The sequence below is a fragment of the Rickettsia sp. genome (assembly GCF_965035265.1).
Genome location: NZ_CBCDJS010000025.1, coordinates 1 through 14272 on the forward strand (window position 1 = coordinate 1; position 14272 = coordinate 14272).

A 14272-nucleotide genomic window follows, 5' to 3' on the forward strand; every position below is an offset into this window, starting at 1 on the left:
AAGGAAGCATATAGGGTTTTAAAGCCTATGGGTAAGTTTATATGTCTTGAGTTTTCAAAAGTAAAAGAGGGGTGCTTAAAAGATTTTTATAAATTTTACTCATTTAATATTATACCTACTATAGGTCAAATGATTACGAGCAATAAAGAGGCATATGAGTATTTAGTCGAGAGTATAGATTTATTCCCCTCACAAGATGAGTTTAGAATAATGATCAAGAATGCCAGTTTTGAGGAAGTAGGTTATAAAAATTTAAACGGAGGAATAGTTGCTATTCATAGTGCATATAAATTATGATTTATAATTTTTTTAATTTAATACGAATTTGTCGTATCATTAGTAAAAAGCAAATTCTAATTGATGCTAGAATTCCTAAATATTTTAGGTTTATCGGTTATATATTAGCGTTATTTTCTGCTCCGCTATCATTAATCAAAAAACCACGTGAAGATTACGGTAAACGCTTAATAGATTGTTTAAGTAGCCTTGGACCCATTTATATTAAATTCGGACAAACACTTTCGACAAGAGTCGATTTAGTAGGAGCAGAGATAGCAGATTATTTAAGGTTATTACAAGATAAGTTACCTCCATTTGATAGTGGTGTGGCAAGAAAGTTGATAATGTCATTGCGAGGAGACATGTATGTCGACGAAGCAATCTCGGCAAATAAACAAGAGATTGCCACGCAGTCTACGACTGCTCGCAATGACGTTCTCCCTTTCTTACACTTCGACGATACCCCTATAGCCGCTGCCTCAATCTCTCAGGTACATAAAGCACGGCTAGCAACCGGTGAATATGTTGCGGTAAAAATTTTGCGTCCCGATATTCATAAAAAATATAACCGTGATATTAAGCTGCTATATTTTCTTGCAAAAATTGTTTCAAAATTCTCTAAAGCTAAAAGGCTAAAACCGATTAAAGTAGTTGATAAATTTCACGAAACTATGAAATTTGAGCTTGATTTAAGGTTAGAAGCGGCAGCAGCTTCCGAGCTTACAGATAATATGCGAAATGATATTAATGTGATAATTCCTAAAATATATTGGGATTTAACATCAGAAAATATACTAACCACCGAGTGGTTAGACGGAACTTCTATATATGATACCAGGCTGCTAAAGGAAATGGGCTTAGAACCAAAAAAAATAGCTCAGGATTTTGCCGTAATGTTTTTCAATCAAGCCTATAGAGACGGATTTTTTCATGCTGATTTACACCCTGGAAATATTTTAGTAAATAAGCAAGGTAAGATAATTTTGCTTGATTTCGGTATTATGGGCAGACTTAAAGAAAAAGACCGCTTAGCTGTTGCTGAAAGTCTATTCGGCTTTTTAAAGCGTGATTATAAATTAGTTGCTAAAGTACATTTAAGGGCAGGATACATCCCCTCAAATACTGATTTAGATTTATTCGCCGGGAGCTGTAGAGCAGTTACCGAACCTATAATAGGAACGCCTACGAAAAATATTTCCATAGGTAAGTTGCTTGCACATTTATTTAAAATCACGGAAGATTTCGGCATGGAAGTACAACCGGAATTGTTATTATTGCAAAAGACTTTGATAATGGTAGAAGGAATAGGCAGACAGTTGGACAAGAACGTTAATATGTGGCAGCTAGCCGAACCTTGGATTAAAAAATGGGCGATTAAAAATCTAAGCCCTGAAGCGAAGTTATTACGACTAATAAAGCATCATTTAGAAGAATTATATAGCAAAATAGATGAGTTCTAGTAAAAATCTTGCTATTATTTTGTTAAAATTATATTGTAAATTCAAAGTATCATTATGAAATTACAAGGATGATAGAAAATTCGTAATCTTCTTGTTATAGATAGAATGAATGTTTTATTTTATAAAAGTAATTTTAATTTATATATTATTTCATTTATAAGTATTTCATTTAATGTTAAAATTTTATTTGCTTTACGTACTTTGAAATCTATTGATCTAACCTGATCACATAATACCGCCCCCTTTATTTGCTGAAAATCTATTACCACTTCAAATGGATAATTTTTTATTTGACTAGTAATAGGGGCAAATAAAGCAAGACCGCTTTTGAGATTATATTTGTAAGGGCTAAGAGCAACCGCCGGGCGTGTGTTTTGAATTTCTTTACCTTTTTGCGGTTCAAAATCAAGCCAAACTACATCACCTTTTTCCGGTATATAATTTACCATGTTTCATTAGTCTTATCATTACTTAATAATTCATGATGACGATTAGAATCAGTAATATTGTCTAGCAATATATCCAATTCAGATTTTTCTGTACTAATAATCAAACTATTATTATTTAATTTTAAACTACACATACGGATTTTTAGTTTTTACGTAAGTAAATCTTATAGGAATGCCGGGCATATCGAAAGCTTCACGCATATTATTTACTAGATATCGTGTGTAGCTATCGGTAATTTTTTCCGGATTATTGGAGAATAATTTGAAAGTAGGTGGGCGAGTTTTTGTTTGAGTCATATATTTTACACGTACTCTTTTACCGCCTTTTTGTAGAGGTAGCGGATGTGCTTCCGTAGTAAAATTAAGCCATTCATTTAATTTGCTAGTAGTTATTTTCTTATTCCAAATTTTATAAATTTTAAGACAAGCCTCTAAAACTTGTTCAATATTTTTTTTATTTATAGCTGAAATGAATAGCACAGGAACGCCTTTAACCTGAGGTAAATGAGTAGTTATTTGGTAATAAAACTCTTCCTGAAATGCTTCTTTTTCAGATTCTTTAACTAAATCCCATTTATTCACTACTATAACTATGCTTCTTCCTTCATTTACTACATGGCTTGCAATATTTAAATCTTGCTGTTTTAAAGGGGCTAAAGCATCAATCATTAAGATTACGGTATTAGCAAATTTAATAGCGTTAATAGCGTCTGATGCCGATAATTTTTCAAGTGATTCGGTAATAGTAGATTTCTTGCGGAGTCCTGCCGTATCGATCAATTTAATATGATTATTTCTATATTGCCAATCAATTTCAATTGATTCACGAGTAATACCGGCTTCAGGACCGGTTAATAACCTTTCATCGTTAATAAGAGCATTTATAAAAGTAGATTTTCCGGCGTTAGGTCTGCCGCTAACTACTATCTGCAAACAATCCCCTTTAATCGGATCGGCTATATTTGTCTCGATTGATTCTTCTTCAGGTAACTTGGCAATAACCTCATCATATAAATCAATTAAACCCGTGCCATGTTCGGCAGAGATAGCAACCATACTCTCGAATCCGAGTTTGTAATATTCTTTATCGAAATCAAAAGCTTTCTCGCATTTATTAACCACCAATACAGCAGGTTTATTATATTTTCTGACAAAATTACTTAATAATTTATCATCCGGTAATATTCCGCTTCTACCGTCAACCATAAAGCAAATTAAATCTGCCTCTAAAATTGCTTTAGTAGTTTGTTCCATTAGGCGTTTACCCATATCATCCGGATTCTCTTCAAGTCCTGGAGTGTCAATTAGCAAAAATTCAAAAGAGCCGATTTTGCCGTCTGTATATTTTCTATCCCTAGTAACGCCCGGTAGATCATGAACAATAGCTTTTTTACGTATACTTAAGCGATTAAATAATGTTGATTTGCCTACATTCGGACGACCAACCAAAGCAATAATTTTCTTAGTCATTAATGTTAATATATTATTATGGTTAAGAGAACTAGTAATGCCCCTATAAAACCTACTATATTTGCTATTATAATAGGTGTGTTTTTTATTAAAATACCATATATAAGCCAGCTACAAAGAGCAATAGAACTTATAGTAAAGGCGGGCATAGAAACAGAAGCCGAAGATTTGCAGGTGAAAATCTTATGAGCTTGTACGTAAAACATAAAATTGCCGATTGTACCGACAATCGTCATATATTTTTCGTAACATTTTATAAATTTTGGAGACATATATTTATTTTTTTAAAAAGTGACCTATATCATTTTTGTACTGGTAGATTGCATATGTCATTCCTGCGAAAGCAGGAATCCAGCATAAAGCGAGATAACCTCAGCTTTTAATTTCAAGAATTTGCTGTATTTATGCTTTTTTTCTTGGATTCCTGCGATCAACGGAATGACATCGAGTAGGCTTTACCTATCCACGCGGGCAATGACACTCACTGACTATTTTTTAAAACTAGCAATTACCGGTATATGATCTGAAGGTTTTTCTTGAGTCCTTAAATTATAATCCATATAGCAATTTTCTAAATAGTCAATACTATTATTACAACCAAGGATCATATCAATCCTCATACCTTTATTTTGTTCAAAACATCCGGCTCTATAATCCCACCATGAAAATTCTTGTTTACTTGGATGTATCACTCTATATAAATCCTCAAACCCGGAATTTAGAATAGTTCGTAATTTTTTTTGTTCAACCTCAGTAAAACAAGTAGTTTCAGCAAGTAGCTTAGGTGAATATACATCTATATCGAACGGTGCAATATTGAAATCACCGCCGATGATAGTTTTTTCGTCAAAAGATTTTTTAGTTGATAAATAATTGATAAAACTATCGTAAAATGCTAATTTTGTAGCAAATTTATCGCTACCGACAAATGAGCCGTTAGGAGCATAGAGCGAGATTATATTACAAAACCCTATAGGTAATGATAATTTTATTTCTAGGAATCTTGCTTGATCACTACAATAATTATTAGGAAAATCTTTAATTATTTCATCGGCAGGAAATTTTGAAATTATAGCAACACCGTTATATGATTTTTGTCCGTGAACATAAAAATTATACGGTAAATCGGATAATTCATCAAAAGGAAATTTCTCGGTTTCGCACTTTATTTCTTGTAATAATAAAATATCAGGGTTTTCGTTAGATAAAAAATTACGCAATAAATTGAGTCTTGTTTTTATGGAATTAATATTCCAAGTAGCTATCTTCATTTTTCAGTATCTAACTCTAATTTTTCATTACGGAATCGCCACTCAAGAAAACCAAAATGATAAACTAAGAGACTAGTAATGAATGCTCCGGAAATTACTATAATCATTGAATATTTTATTGTATGGTAATTTGGATTACTACCGTACATATCTAATAATACGCTAAAAGCTATACCCCATAATACGGTGATTTCAATACTAACTCCTCTTGGTATCCTCTTAATTGAATTTTCTTTCATAATAAAATCTCGTAATATTGCACCACAATTAGCTGTAATGAAAGCAAAAAACGGTCCCCAAAAACTTAGAGGCTCAATTTTGTGAATAATAACCATTGCAACTCCTATAATTATAAAAGTTGCTTGTCCGAATGAATCGCAAATTGCTACTATATTATTTAATGATTGTTCTAAATAATTATCTTCAGCGATCTGTTTATTATAATAGCTGAATAATTTAATAATTGTAAAACCGAGTAAAACTACTACAAATACATAATAGAAATAAGAAGGAGTAAAATAGAAGTTTAAATGTCCGGTATCATGGTTTACTATTAAATCTAGCATTATACAGCTACTAATAGACGGTAATACCGCAAATAAAAATGTACCGAATAAAGTACTATTTTGTCTGCTACTTAAAATAATTCCCGAAAAAGCAAAAGCAAGGCAACCAAGTAAACCTATAACATGACACCAACGAGAATCTATAGATTTAGGTAATAAAATATGGTATATGTAGGTCTTAATAATTTTTTTATACTCGTTACTTGCAAGAAAATCATCTATCGCAAAATTAAATTGTTCAACTATATTTAAAGATACGGTTTTTTTGCTAAACATTAAATGTAGAGGAGTTTTAATATTTAAAGGAACTTCTACTATGTTCCTGTCTATTGTTCTTCCCAGTATATTAACGGCACCGACAATTCTATCACTAATGAAACCGTCAATTTCTTTCTTGATTATTCCGTTTATCAACTCCATATTATTTTGATATATTCTAATTATATCTTGATTTTTCTCATTATATAAAAACTCTGTAAATTTAGGATCTCCGTATACAGTACCTTTCACTATTCCTAACTGAAGATTAAATAAGCGTATTTGTGCTATTAGCTCATTAACATTTTGGAAATTTAACTTTTTGGCAAGTGGGTCAATAATAAATAATGATAATTCTTCGAGACGATAAGGTTTTGAAAAATAAGCATAGTTACTTCTCTCAGTAGTATAAGTAGCTCCTGCGGCCATATCGGCATTGCCGCTTTGAATATCTAATTGATCTTGATACCAACTATCTTGATTATACTCAATATTAATACCTATTTTTGTGGCAATAGCATTAATTAATTCTATATCCATACCAGAAACGTTAGTATGATTATTTGAAGTAGTAACTAAATATTGGTAAGGCTCATTTGTATACGAGGCATTTATCAAAGTTTTTTTATCGACTGTCCCCTCGCATTCTAAAGTTGCTTGTTGTTCGTTTGTCCCTATGCTTAAAGCATAAAAATTTTTAGAGATGAGGAGTATAAAAATAAAAAGCTTTAAAATTTTCATGGTCTGTATTTTTTAAAATTATGTTTTTTATTGTCATCCCCGTACTTCAATGTCATTCCCGCGAAAGCGGGAATCCAGTACTTTAAAGATTTTTAAAAGCTCGATTTACCTCGCTTTACGCTGGATTCCCGCTTTCGCGGGAATGACAAAACAGAGCGATACAACAAAGCCCTCTAATTACGAACTACTTTAATTTCGCCGTCAGAAAATTTAATATTAAAAATTTTTTCATTCGCAGCAGTAATTTTAGAAGATAAAAAATTACCTGTTTCTCCTTTAACTATAGCAAAACCTCGTTTTAATACGTTATGATAATCAAGGCTTGCAAGTAACATGCTATTTAATTCTAATTTATACTCAAAGTTTTTCAAAGTATTATTTGCCGATTTTGATAGATAAGCTGTTTGATGTGTTAATTCTAATGTTTTGTAATTGATTATTTTAGCAGGGTTAACTCTTTCTTTAGAGAAAGATTTAAGCTTTGTTTCTTGTAGTTCAATAAAGGAGGGTAAAGCATCTAGTAAATTAAAGCCGGTTTCGTCCAGTAATTGCTGCTTATTATTTATATAGTGAGCGAGATATCTGTGTATTTTATCATAATTTACTATATTTTGCTCGTGATGCTTAATTAACCGGCTAGTATTATTTAAAATAGATCGTACCGGCACGGCAAATTCTGCGGCAGCAGTAGGGGTTGGAGCTCTTTTATCGGCTGCTAAATCTATTAAAGTATAATCCACTTCATGACCTACTGCGGAAATAATAGGAATTTTTGAGTTATAAGTGGCGCGTACTAATATCTCATCGTTAAATGACCAAAGATCTTCTATAGAACCGCCGCCTCTTGCAACAATTATAACACTCGGTTTATTTGCCTCTTCTAAATTATTGAACCCTTCAATTGCTTCGGCAATTTCATTACCGGAATTTTCTCCTTGTACGCTAACGGGCCATATTATTATACGAGTCGGGAAGCGTTCACGGATTCGGTGAATAATATCTTTAATAACAGCACCAGTTATTGAGGTGATAACACCTATTTTATCAGGTAAAAAAGGTATAGGAATACACTTTTTATTAAACAATCCCTCTTTTTCGAGTCTCGCTTTACGCTCATTTAGAATTTGCAGCATAGCACCAAGCCCTGCGGGCTGCAAATTATCTACCGATAATTGATAGCGTGAATTACCTGCATAACTTGAGAGCTTACCGCTAATTACCACTTCCATGCCGTCATTTAACGGAAATTTAATTTTAGCTAGAATAGGACGCCAGCAAGTACAAGCTAAAATAGCAGTATTTTCTTTTAAGTTAAAATAAGCATGCCCTGAACTTGCTATTTTCAAGCCGGAAATCTCTCCTTTTACTTTGATATAGCCGAAGTTATTTTCTAATAATTCTTTAATTTTATTAGAAATCTCACTGACGGAAAATTCGTTGGTTGCCTGAGAGGTAATGAAATTATCTAGCATGTTGATATTATTTTTGTCACCCCGTGACTTGATCACGGGGTCTTGTATCGCAAATTATGTCCTGAGATACCGCGATCAAGTCGCGGTATGACATACATCTATCCATAGAATAACCTTGCACTACAAAAGAGCAAGCAAAATTTTTATTATTTGATATATTACTAATAGCTTGCTATTATTTTTTACAGCGTCATTCAGGAAACTTGATACAGGAGAATTTTTTGAGTTAAGCCTGTGCTTACGTATTAATATACGCTGTGCAGGCTTACTCTCAAATTCATCCTGTCTGAAGCTTCCTGAATGACGCTGTACTATTAAATATATTTATTAATATAAATGCTACTGCGAATAATATGCTTGCTTATTATAATAACATTTTCTTTGGTAAGTTTTGCCGATCTTTCTAAGAATGGTCAAAATATTAAGATAAGCAATATGATAGCCGACTTCGTAGAGTATAATGAAAGTCAGGATTTGATATATGCTAAAGGTAATATAAAAATTATCACGGATGAGTATTTATTAACGGCAGATAATTTACTTTATGATATAAAAAATGATATTTTATGGGCAGAAGGTAATATCCGAATTAAGGATAAACAAAACAGAATAATAGAGGGTGACAAAGCAGTTTTAAAAGATGAATTTAAAAAAGGCGTCATATCGGAATTCATTTTACTTTCGGGTGATAATAATCTTTTAATTGCGAGGCTTGCTGAAAGAATAGATGAAAATAATCTTAAGCTACATGATGCGGAGTTTACCCCTTGCGATGTTACTTGTAATAGAAACCCTATTTGGCAAATTGTTGCCAAGGATACTTATATTCATTCAGAAGAGCACAGAATAGTTTATAAGAACGTGTTTTTTGAAGTATACGGCGTACCGATTTTTTTCTTACCGTATTTTTTCCATCCTACTCCTACGGCTCCTGCAACTTCAGGGCTATTAGTACCCGACGTAAAAAACAAAGGATTCGGTATACCGTTATATCTACGTGCAAAGCCCAATATGGATTTTACTCTCACTCCAAGAATTTTTAGTAAATATCAAACTTTTGAATTAGAGGGACGCTATCGTCCTAATGAAACGGATCATTTAAATTTTCAAGGTAGTTACGGTAAATTGCCGTATTTTCTAAAAAAAGATGGAGTAGTGATAAAAAATAAAAAAGTTTCTTCTTATCATTATATAGCAAGCGGTAATTTTGTTAGTACCGATAAAGTTTATGACTATGGTTTTAGGGTAGAGCGCACATCGGATAAAGCTTATTTGAAAAATTATTATAATAATTATGCTTCATATTTAACTTCTAGAATATTTGCAAATAAAATTTATGATGCAAATTATTTTTCAGCTGAAGGATTAAGTTTTCAAGGCTTAGGTAGTAATGATAGTAAGTATACTGATCCGCTAGTATTACCGAAAATCAATACAAAAAACGTGATAAATTTAAATGATAACGACAACAGCCATATCGTTGTTGAAAATAATACGTTAATGCACAAAGAAAGAATAGGAAAACAACTTGCTAGAACCTCTTTGCAATTATCATTTATGCATAATGTGCTGACTTCTTCAGGACAAATTTTTGATTTTGTAGCAAAAGATAGAGGTGATTTTTATCTTGCTAGACGGGCTTATTTAGATAAGCCAAGAGAAAGTAAATCATTTCAAAGGAATATACCGGAATTACAAACTTTATGGCGTTACCCATTAGTAGGTAATATAACAAAAACGATAAATCTACTTATTGAGCCGGTAGTTTCTTTTACTATGGGACGTAAATTATCTAAGAAAGATAAAAAATTTGTTATGATTGATCCTGCTAAGTATGAATTATCCGAAAAAAATATCTTTTTATCCAATCGTTATAGCGGTATTGATTGCCATGATTTCGGTAATAGATTAAGTTACGGCTTGAATACTAGTATTGCTAAAGAAGAAAATTATTTAAAATTATTTTTAGGACAATCTCGTAATACAAGATATAGTATAGATTTGCCGGCTGATGATACGGAAAATGTCGGTCAAATCTTGGGTAATATTTCTAATAATTTAGAATTATTTTATAGTTTTCGGAAAGATAAATATTTCAGACCTATCAGAGATGAGGTAGGAGGGAATTTTAACTATGATAAAATTAACCTTTTAGGTAGTTTCATTCAACTTACAAATCTTAAAAAATATTATTCCGTGGAAAGTATAAAGATTTCAAATAATAGAGTGCGGCAATTTTATGGAGACATAAATTATCAGATAGCGGAAAATTGGACTATAGGCTTTGGTGCGCGTATTGATCTCTCTAGACGATCTCCAAATTTGCTTACTCGAACTATTAGGGTGACATATGCTAAAGATTGTGTTAGAATTACTACAAAGATTTATTCCGATTATCTAGCCGACGGAAGTAGAGGAATTAAAAAAACTACTTCTTCGCCGACTATTTCTATCGGTTTAAAAGTATTAAACATGTAAGTTTAGCATTGTGCTTGTGTAGATACTTAATCGTCATTGCGAGCAGCCGTAGGCTGCGTGGACACCCAAACCGTCATTGCGAGGAGCGAAGCGACGTGGCAATCCAGAAAAAATAATAAAAAATGCTACTTAGCATTTTTAACTGGATTGCTTCGTCAATTACTTCGTAATTTCCTCGCAATGACGGTTTGCTATCCACATAAAAACTATTCCAATTATTACGTTATGTGAGTCTAGAAATATGAATAAATTACTACTTATAATTAGTGTCGTTTTCACTTTTAATGTAGCACAAGCTTCGCTACCGAATATAGTAGCATCCGTAAATGATGAACCTATTACTCTTAATGAGTTTCGTGCTAGAAAAAAAATGATTATGGCACTAAACAATGTTGAGAGTCTAACGCCTGCTCAAGATAAGCAGCTAAGTGACTTAGCAATCAAGAGCTTAATTGATGAATCTTTGCTTTTTCAATATGCCGGAGATAGAGAAACTCCGCAAGAAGAAATAGATAACGCTATCAAGTCTATTGAAGATCGTAATAAAATGCCTCACGGTTCTCTTCTTCAATATCTAAAAAGCAAATCGGTTAATCCTGATAGTTTTATTTCTCAAATTAAATCCGAGTTGATTAAAATGAATATTTTGTCAAGCTTGTCAAGGTCGGTGCAAGTAAGTAATAAAGAAATAGATGTCGCAATTTTATCTAGCGATCAAAAAGACGTAGAAATTTCAATGCAAGTATTTACATCTAAAGATAAAGGCAATAAAGCGTTTACTCAGATGAATAATTTAAAAAATCGGTTAAAAAAATGTACCGACGTCAAAAAATCGCTTTATGATAATTTTGCTACTATGCAAATTATTACTGATAAGCTTAGTAAAATAGAAGATGTAAAACAAACTATCGTAAAGGATTTAGGTCCTGATAAAGCAAGTAATGTTTTTGAAGTAAATAACAAATTTGAAATAATATTAGTGTGTAATAAGAAAATCTTAAATGTTAATGAAGATGAGAATAATTATGTAGTAAACTTCCTAACCAATAAAAAGATTTCACAAAAAGCACAAAAACTATTTGAAAATATGCGTAAGAAAGCAGCTATAAAAATAATGTTGCCATCTTAGTATACTCTTCTGCTTTCAAGAATTGCTCTTTCATTTTATCAAGGATTCGCATCCTCACCTATTAAGTATAGGCTGCGGGTGCTCACCTCTCAAAATAAAATTCAATTCTTAAAATCATTTGAGTATATACTATCGTGCTGTGGTGTTGTTGTGTGAATTTTATTTTTGAACCATGCAACAAGAAAACTTTATTTTTTGACATATCCTATGCTCCCTTCAATTGCAAAACATGCAGCCTCACATCAAATTAATCCTCTTAAAAAGCACGGACAGAATTTTATCTTTGACAGTAGTTTATGTGATAAAATTGTACGTGCGAGTAACCTTGCAGAAAATAGCAGGGTGCTAGAAATAGGACCCGGCACAGGAGGGTTAACTAGGTCAATATTGCAGAAAAATCCTGAATCCTTAACTGTTATAGAAACAGATGAGAGATGTATCCCATTACTTAATGAGATTAAAGAATATTACCCTAATTTAAATATTATAAAGCAGGATGCTCTTAAAATAAATTTAACTGATTTAGGTTATGATATAGTCAATTCAGCCTCATTCGGATACAAGGAGCGAAGGGTAGAGCCTATAACTAATAGGAGAGCGACGAGCAACATCGTCAGCGAGTCCAAATCAATTGACTATAAAGTAACTATAATCTCTAATTTACCATATCATATAGGTACTGAATTAGTAATTAGATGGCTGAAAGAAGCGCAGCTAATTACTAGTATGACGCTAATGTTGCAAAAGGAAGTAGTAGAACGTATTTGTGCTATGCCGTCAACTAAAGCGTATGGTAGGCTATCAGTAATATGTCAGTTAATAGCTAAAGTGGAGAAATGCTTTGACGTAGCACCGACTGCTTTCTATCCACCTCCTAAAGTATATTCTGCGATAGTTAAACTAACGCCTTTAGAAAACCCACCGTCTATTATCTTGATAAATAAAGTTGAGCAAATAACAAAACTTGCTTTTGCAGGACGACGGAAAATGATCAAATCATCATTGAAAAATCTTGTACCTAATATACATGAAGTATTAACTCAGTTGAAAATCAATGATAATTATCGTGCTGAAAATCTTACTCCTCAAGATTATTTGAGGATTGCTAAGAGGCTATAAGTTTTCATCATTCAGCTTTATCCACTTTTTTTGCTTCTGCTTCTTGTTCCTGCTGTAATTTATATTCTGCTGCTTTTTCTTCTATATAGTTAAAAAAGAAATAACAAAAAGTTAAAAAGCTAGTTAAAATGATTGCAAACGTTATTAATATTAGCTTAAGTTCTTTTCTCGAGTTTTCAGCTTTTAATCGTTTTTCTTCCTCTTCATCAATTATAAACTCAGGTAGTATATTTGATTCTTCTCCTTCTTTATTTTCCATACGTTACCATCTCTTAAGTTTATTAAAAATTAATGATAGAGTTTAAATATCATTTAAGTAAATTACGATATAAAGATACTTAAAAATAAGTCAATAATTTTTAATCATTAGTTGTGATTTAATAGAAATGACCGGTGCTTTTTAAAATAATTTTCTAATAGACAGTTTTGAAATTAGTTATTCTTCTTTCTTGAGCTTTTGATTTTATTTTCAGGAAATCTACATTATTTTAGCCAAGTGTATGAAAGTATTTAAGCTTTCTTCTTCGTCTTTGGTCATTATGTGGGGCACTTTAACATATATAAGCATCTGATGTGTTTTGTCCGATATTTTATCTTTCTCTAAAAATACATATAATTTATGGATAGTATTATGTTCATCTTCAATACTAAATATTTTATTTAATGCAACTGATTTATCGGGTTTTGATATAAAATTATCAATAAAATAGTTTAAAGAATCTATAAATAATTCACTTAATTGCTCATCATTCTCAAACTCTTCATATGATAATGATCTTGCGTTTTTCAGTTTAAAATATGATTTAATCATTTCAAGTGCAGAATATCTATCACAATTCTTATTAAGAATTTGGTATAATAACGTTTTATCTAAATATGCCGGTATTATCTTTAAATCCTTATTAATAATTTGTTGTGTATAATAAGATAATTGACGCATAAAAACTATAACCGTAGCTGTAAGACCTGCAACTAAGATGGAATATAAATTTAGTGATTGAAAAAGCATATTGGGATTATTATTAAATTAATGCAAGTTACAGTATTATAATATTTTTTATTTATCAATCTGAAAGTGAAATTTATTTATCACATATTTTATTATGCCGCTAATAGAACATGAGTAAATTTTTTGATTGAATCGATAGCTTATAAATAAATTAATATAAAGCTCCATTTAATGATCGAGACAGATATAGCATTGAGTTTTGGCTCAATACGTATTTTTTTCATGTGTTAGGCAGCGGTTCTATCTAGGACAAGAAAGTTATTAAAAAATAAATTTCTAAAATCTTATTAATTTTTGCTTAAAAATATATTAAAATATAAGAAAATAAAGAAGTTGAACATCAATTAATGCAGATAAATAAGGAACATGAAAAAGGGCCGTTTGATATTATTGGTGATGTATAGTAAATCATATAGTATTAGGTGCAGTAAAAAACTTTTTTAAAGTTTCGTACAAGTTTGCGAATTCAGTAATTTTATTCTTAATCCATCGTTTCATATTAGCCCAGAATTTTTCTATCGGATTTAAATCCGGTGAATATGGCGGTAGAAAAATTACTTTGCAGCCAACA

The 14272-nt window shown here is 31.6% G+C and carries 15 protein-coding genes; 5 read left to right on the top strand and 10 right to left on the bottom strand.

Annotated elements, in window-relative coordinates; genetic code table 11:
• Together AC1Z7D_RS02700 and ubiB are read left to right on the top strand one after the other, a co-directional pair.
• Positions 1-297 (top strand): class I SAM-dependent methyltransferase (locus AC1Z7D_RS02700; RefSeq protein WP_482601721.1); only part of this gene is annotated, 297 nt, incomplete at its 5' end.
• Complete coding sequence (gene ubiB, locus AC1Z7D_RS02705; RefSeq protein WP_482601723.1) at positions 294-1739, top strand: 2-polyprenylphenol 6-hydroxylase; 1446 nt, start codon at positions 294-296, stop codon at positions 1737-1739. The genes AC1Z7D_RS02700 and ubiB, both read left to right, overlap by 4 nt.
• Positions 1740-1858: 119 nt before the next feature.
• Here the strand turns inward: ubiB and AC1Z7D_RS02710 are convergent, their stop codons facing one another.
• The 7 genes from AC1Z7D_RS02710 to xseA form a co-directional block, all read right to left on the bottom strand.
• Positions 1859-2188, bottom strand: coding sequence for a type II toxin-antitoxin system PemK/MazF family toxin (locus AC1Z7D_RS02710; RefSeq protein WP_482601725.1), 330 nt, complete (start codon positions 2186-2188; stop codon positions 1859-1861).
• Positions 2182-2322, bottom strand: coding sequence for a hypothetical protein (locus AC1Z7D_RS02715; protein ID WP_482601727.1), 141 nt, complete (start codon positions 2320-2322; stop codon positions 2182-2184). The genes AC1Z7D_RS02710 and AC1Z7D_RS02715 overlap by 7 nt, the downstream gene beginning before the upstream one ends.
• The gene (gene der, locus AC1Z7D_RS02720) at positions 2315-3658 is read right to left on the bottom strand and encodes a ribosome biogenesis GTPase Der (protein WP_482601729.1); all 1344 of its coding nucleotides are present in this window, start codon (positions 3656-3658) and stop codon (positions 2315-2317) included. Before der ends, AC1Z7D_RS02715 begins: the two co-directional genes overlap by 8 nt.
• A gap of 5 nt (positions 3659-3663) precedes the next feature.
• Entirely contained in the window at positions 3664-3930 is a 267-nt protein-coding gene (locus AC1Z7D_RS02725; RefSeq protein WP_482601731.1) for a SemiSWEET family sugar transporter, read from the bottom strand.
• A 216-nt stretch (positions 3931-4146) separates the two neighbouring features.
• Complete coding sequence (gene xth / locus AC1Z7D_RS02730; RefSeq protein ID WP_482601733.1) at positions 4147-4929, bottom strand: exodeoxyribonuclease III; 783 nt, start codon at positions 4927-4929, stop codon at positions 4147-4149.
• Entirely contained in the window at positions 4926-6494 is a 1569-nt protein-coding gene (locus AC1Z7D_RS02735) for a transporter substrate-binding domain-containing protein (protein WP_482601735.1), read from the bottom strand. Before AC1Z7D_RS02735 ends, xth begins: the two co-directional genes overlap by 4 nt.
• 173 nt (positions 6495-6667) lie before the next feature.
• Complete coding sequence (gene xseA / locus AC1Z7D_RS02740; RefSeq protein ID WP_482601737.1) at positions 6668-7966, bottom strand: exodeoxyribonuclease VII large subunit; 1299 nt, start codon at positions 7964-7966, stop codon at positions 6668-6670.
• Between the two features lie 336 nt (positions 7967-8302).
• Between xseA and AC1Z7D_RS02745 the strand changes: the two genes are divergently transcribed.
• The 3 genes from AC1Z7D_RS02745 (at position 8303) to rsmA (ending at position 12692) form a co-directional block, all read left to right on the top strand.
• Positions 8303-10444, top strand: coding sequence for an LPS-assembly protein LptD (locus tag AC1Z7D_RS02745; protein WP_482601739.1), 2142 nt, complete (start codon positions 8303-8305; stop codon positions 10442-10444).
• A 241-nt stretch (positions 10445-10685) separates the two neighbouring features.
• The gene (locus AC1Z7D_RS02750; RefSeq protein ID WP_482601741.1) at positions 10686-11573 is read left to right on the top strand and encodes a SurA N-terminal domain-containing protein; all 888 of its coding nucleotides are present in this window, start codon (positions 10686-10688) and stop codon (positions 11571-11573) included.
• Between the two features lie 207 nt (positions 11574-11780).
• Positions 11781-12692, top strand: coding sequence for a 16S rRNA (adenine(1518)-N(6)/adenine(1519)-N(6))-dimethyltransferase RsmA (gene rsmA / locus AC1Z7D_RS02755; protein WP_482601743.1), 912 nt, complete (start codon positions 11781-11783; stop codon positions 12690-12692).
• 7 nt (positions 12693-12699) lie between these two features.
• Here the strand turns inward: rsmA and AC1Z7D_RS02760 are convergent, their stop codons facing one another.
• The 3 genes from AC1Z7D_RS02760 to AC1Z7D_RS02770 form a co-directional block, all read right to left on the bottom strand.
• Positions 12700-12951: an RP671a family tick cell line-upregulated protein gene (locus tag AC1Z7D_RS02760; RefSeq protein WP_482601745.1), complete on the bottom strand. Its 252-nt coding sequence runs from the start codon at positions 12949-12951 to the stop codon at positions 12700-12702.
• A 219-nt stretch (positions 12952-13170) separates the two neighbouring features.
• A complete protein-coding gene (locus AC1Z7D_RS02765; RefSeq protein WP_482601747.1) occupies positions 13171-13701 on the bottom strand; it encodes a hypothetical protein in 531 nt (176 codons plus the stop codon).
• A gap of 408 nt (positions 13702-14109) precedes the next feature.
• Positions 14110-14256, bottom strand: a complete 147-nt coding sequence (locus AC1Z7D_RS02770; protein WP_482601749.1) for a transposase — start codon at positions 14254-14256, stop codon at positions 14110-14112.
• Positions 14257-14272: the final 16 nt, after the last annotated feature.

Bases quoted from the DNA above. Each gene is read 5' to 3' on its own strand.
- ubiB (WP_482601723.1), top strand. From the start codon at position 294: ATGATTTATAATTTTTTTAATTTAATACGAATTTGTCGTATCATTAGT.
- AC1Z7D_RS02710 (WP_482601725.1), bottom strand. From the start codon at position 2,188: ATGGTAAATTATATACCGGAAAAAGGTGATGTAGTTTGGCTTGATTTT.
- AC1Z7D_RS02715 (WP_482601727.1), bottom strand. From the start codon at position 2,322: ATGTGTAGTTTAAAATTAAATAATAATAGTTTGATTATTAGTACAGAA.
- der (WP_482601729.1), bottom strand. From the start codon at position 3,658: ATGACTAAGAAAATTATTGCTTTGGTTGGTCGTCCGAATGTAGGCAAA.
- AC1Z7D_RS02725 (WP_482601731.1), bottom strand. From the start codon at position 3,930: ATGTCTCCAAAATTTATAAAATGTTACGAAAAATATATGACGATTGTC.
- xth (WP_482601733.1), bottom strand. From the start codon at position 4,929: ATGAAGATAGCTACTTGGAATATTAATTCCATAAAAACAAGACTCAAT.
- AC1Z7D_RS02735 (WP_482601735.1), bottom strand. From the start codon at position 6,494: ATGAAAATTTTAAAGCTTTTTATTTTTATACTCCTCATCTCTAAAAAT.
- xseA (WP_482601737.1), bottom strand. From the start codon at position 7,966: ATGCTAGATAATTTCATTACCTCTCAGGCAACCAACGAATTTTCCGTC.
- AC1Z7D_RS02745 (WP_482601739.1), top strand. From the start codon at position 8,303: ATGCTACTGCGAATAATATGCTTGCTTATTATAATAACATTTTCTTTG.
- AC1Z7D_RS02750 (WP_482601741.1), top strand. From the start codon at position 10,686: ATGAATAAATTACTACTTATAATTAGTGTCGTTTTCACTTTTAATGTA.
- rsmA (WP_482601743.1), top strand. From the start codon at position 11,781: ATGCTCCCTTCAATTGCAAAACATGCAGCCTCACATCAAATTAATCCT.
- AC1Z7D_RS02760 (WP_482601745.1), bottom strand. From the start codon at position 12,951: ATGGAAAATAAAGAAGGAGAAGAATCAAATATACTACCTGAGTTTATA.
- AC1Z7D_RS02765 (WP_482601747.1), bottom strand. From the start codon at position 13,701: ATGCTTTTTCAATCACTAAATTTATATTCCATCTTAGTTGCAGGTCTT.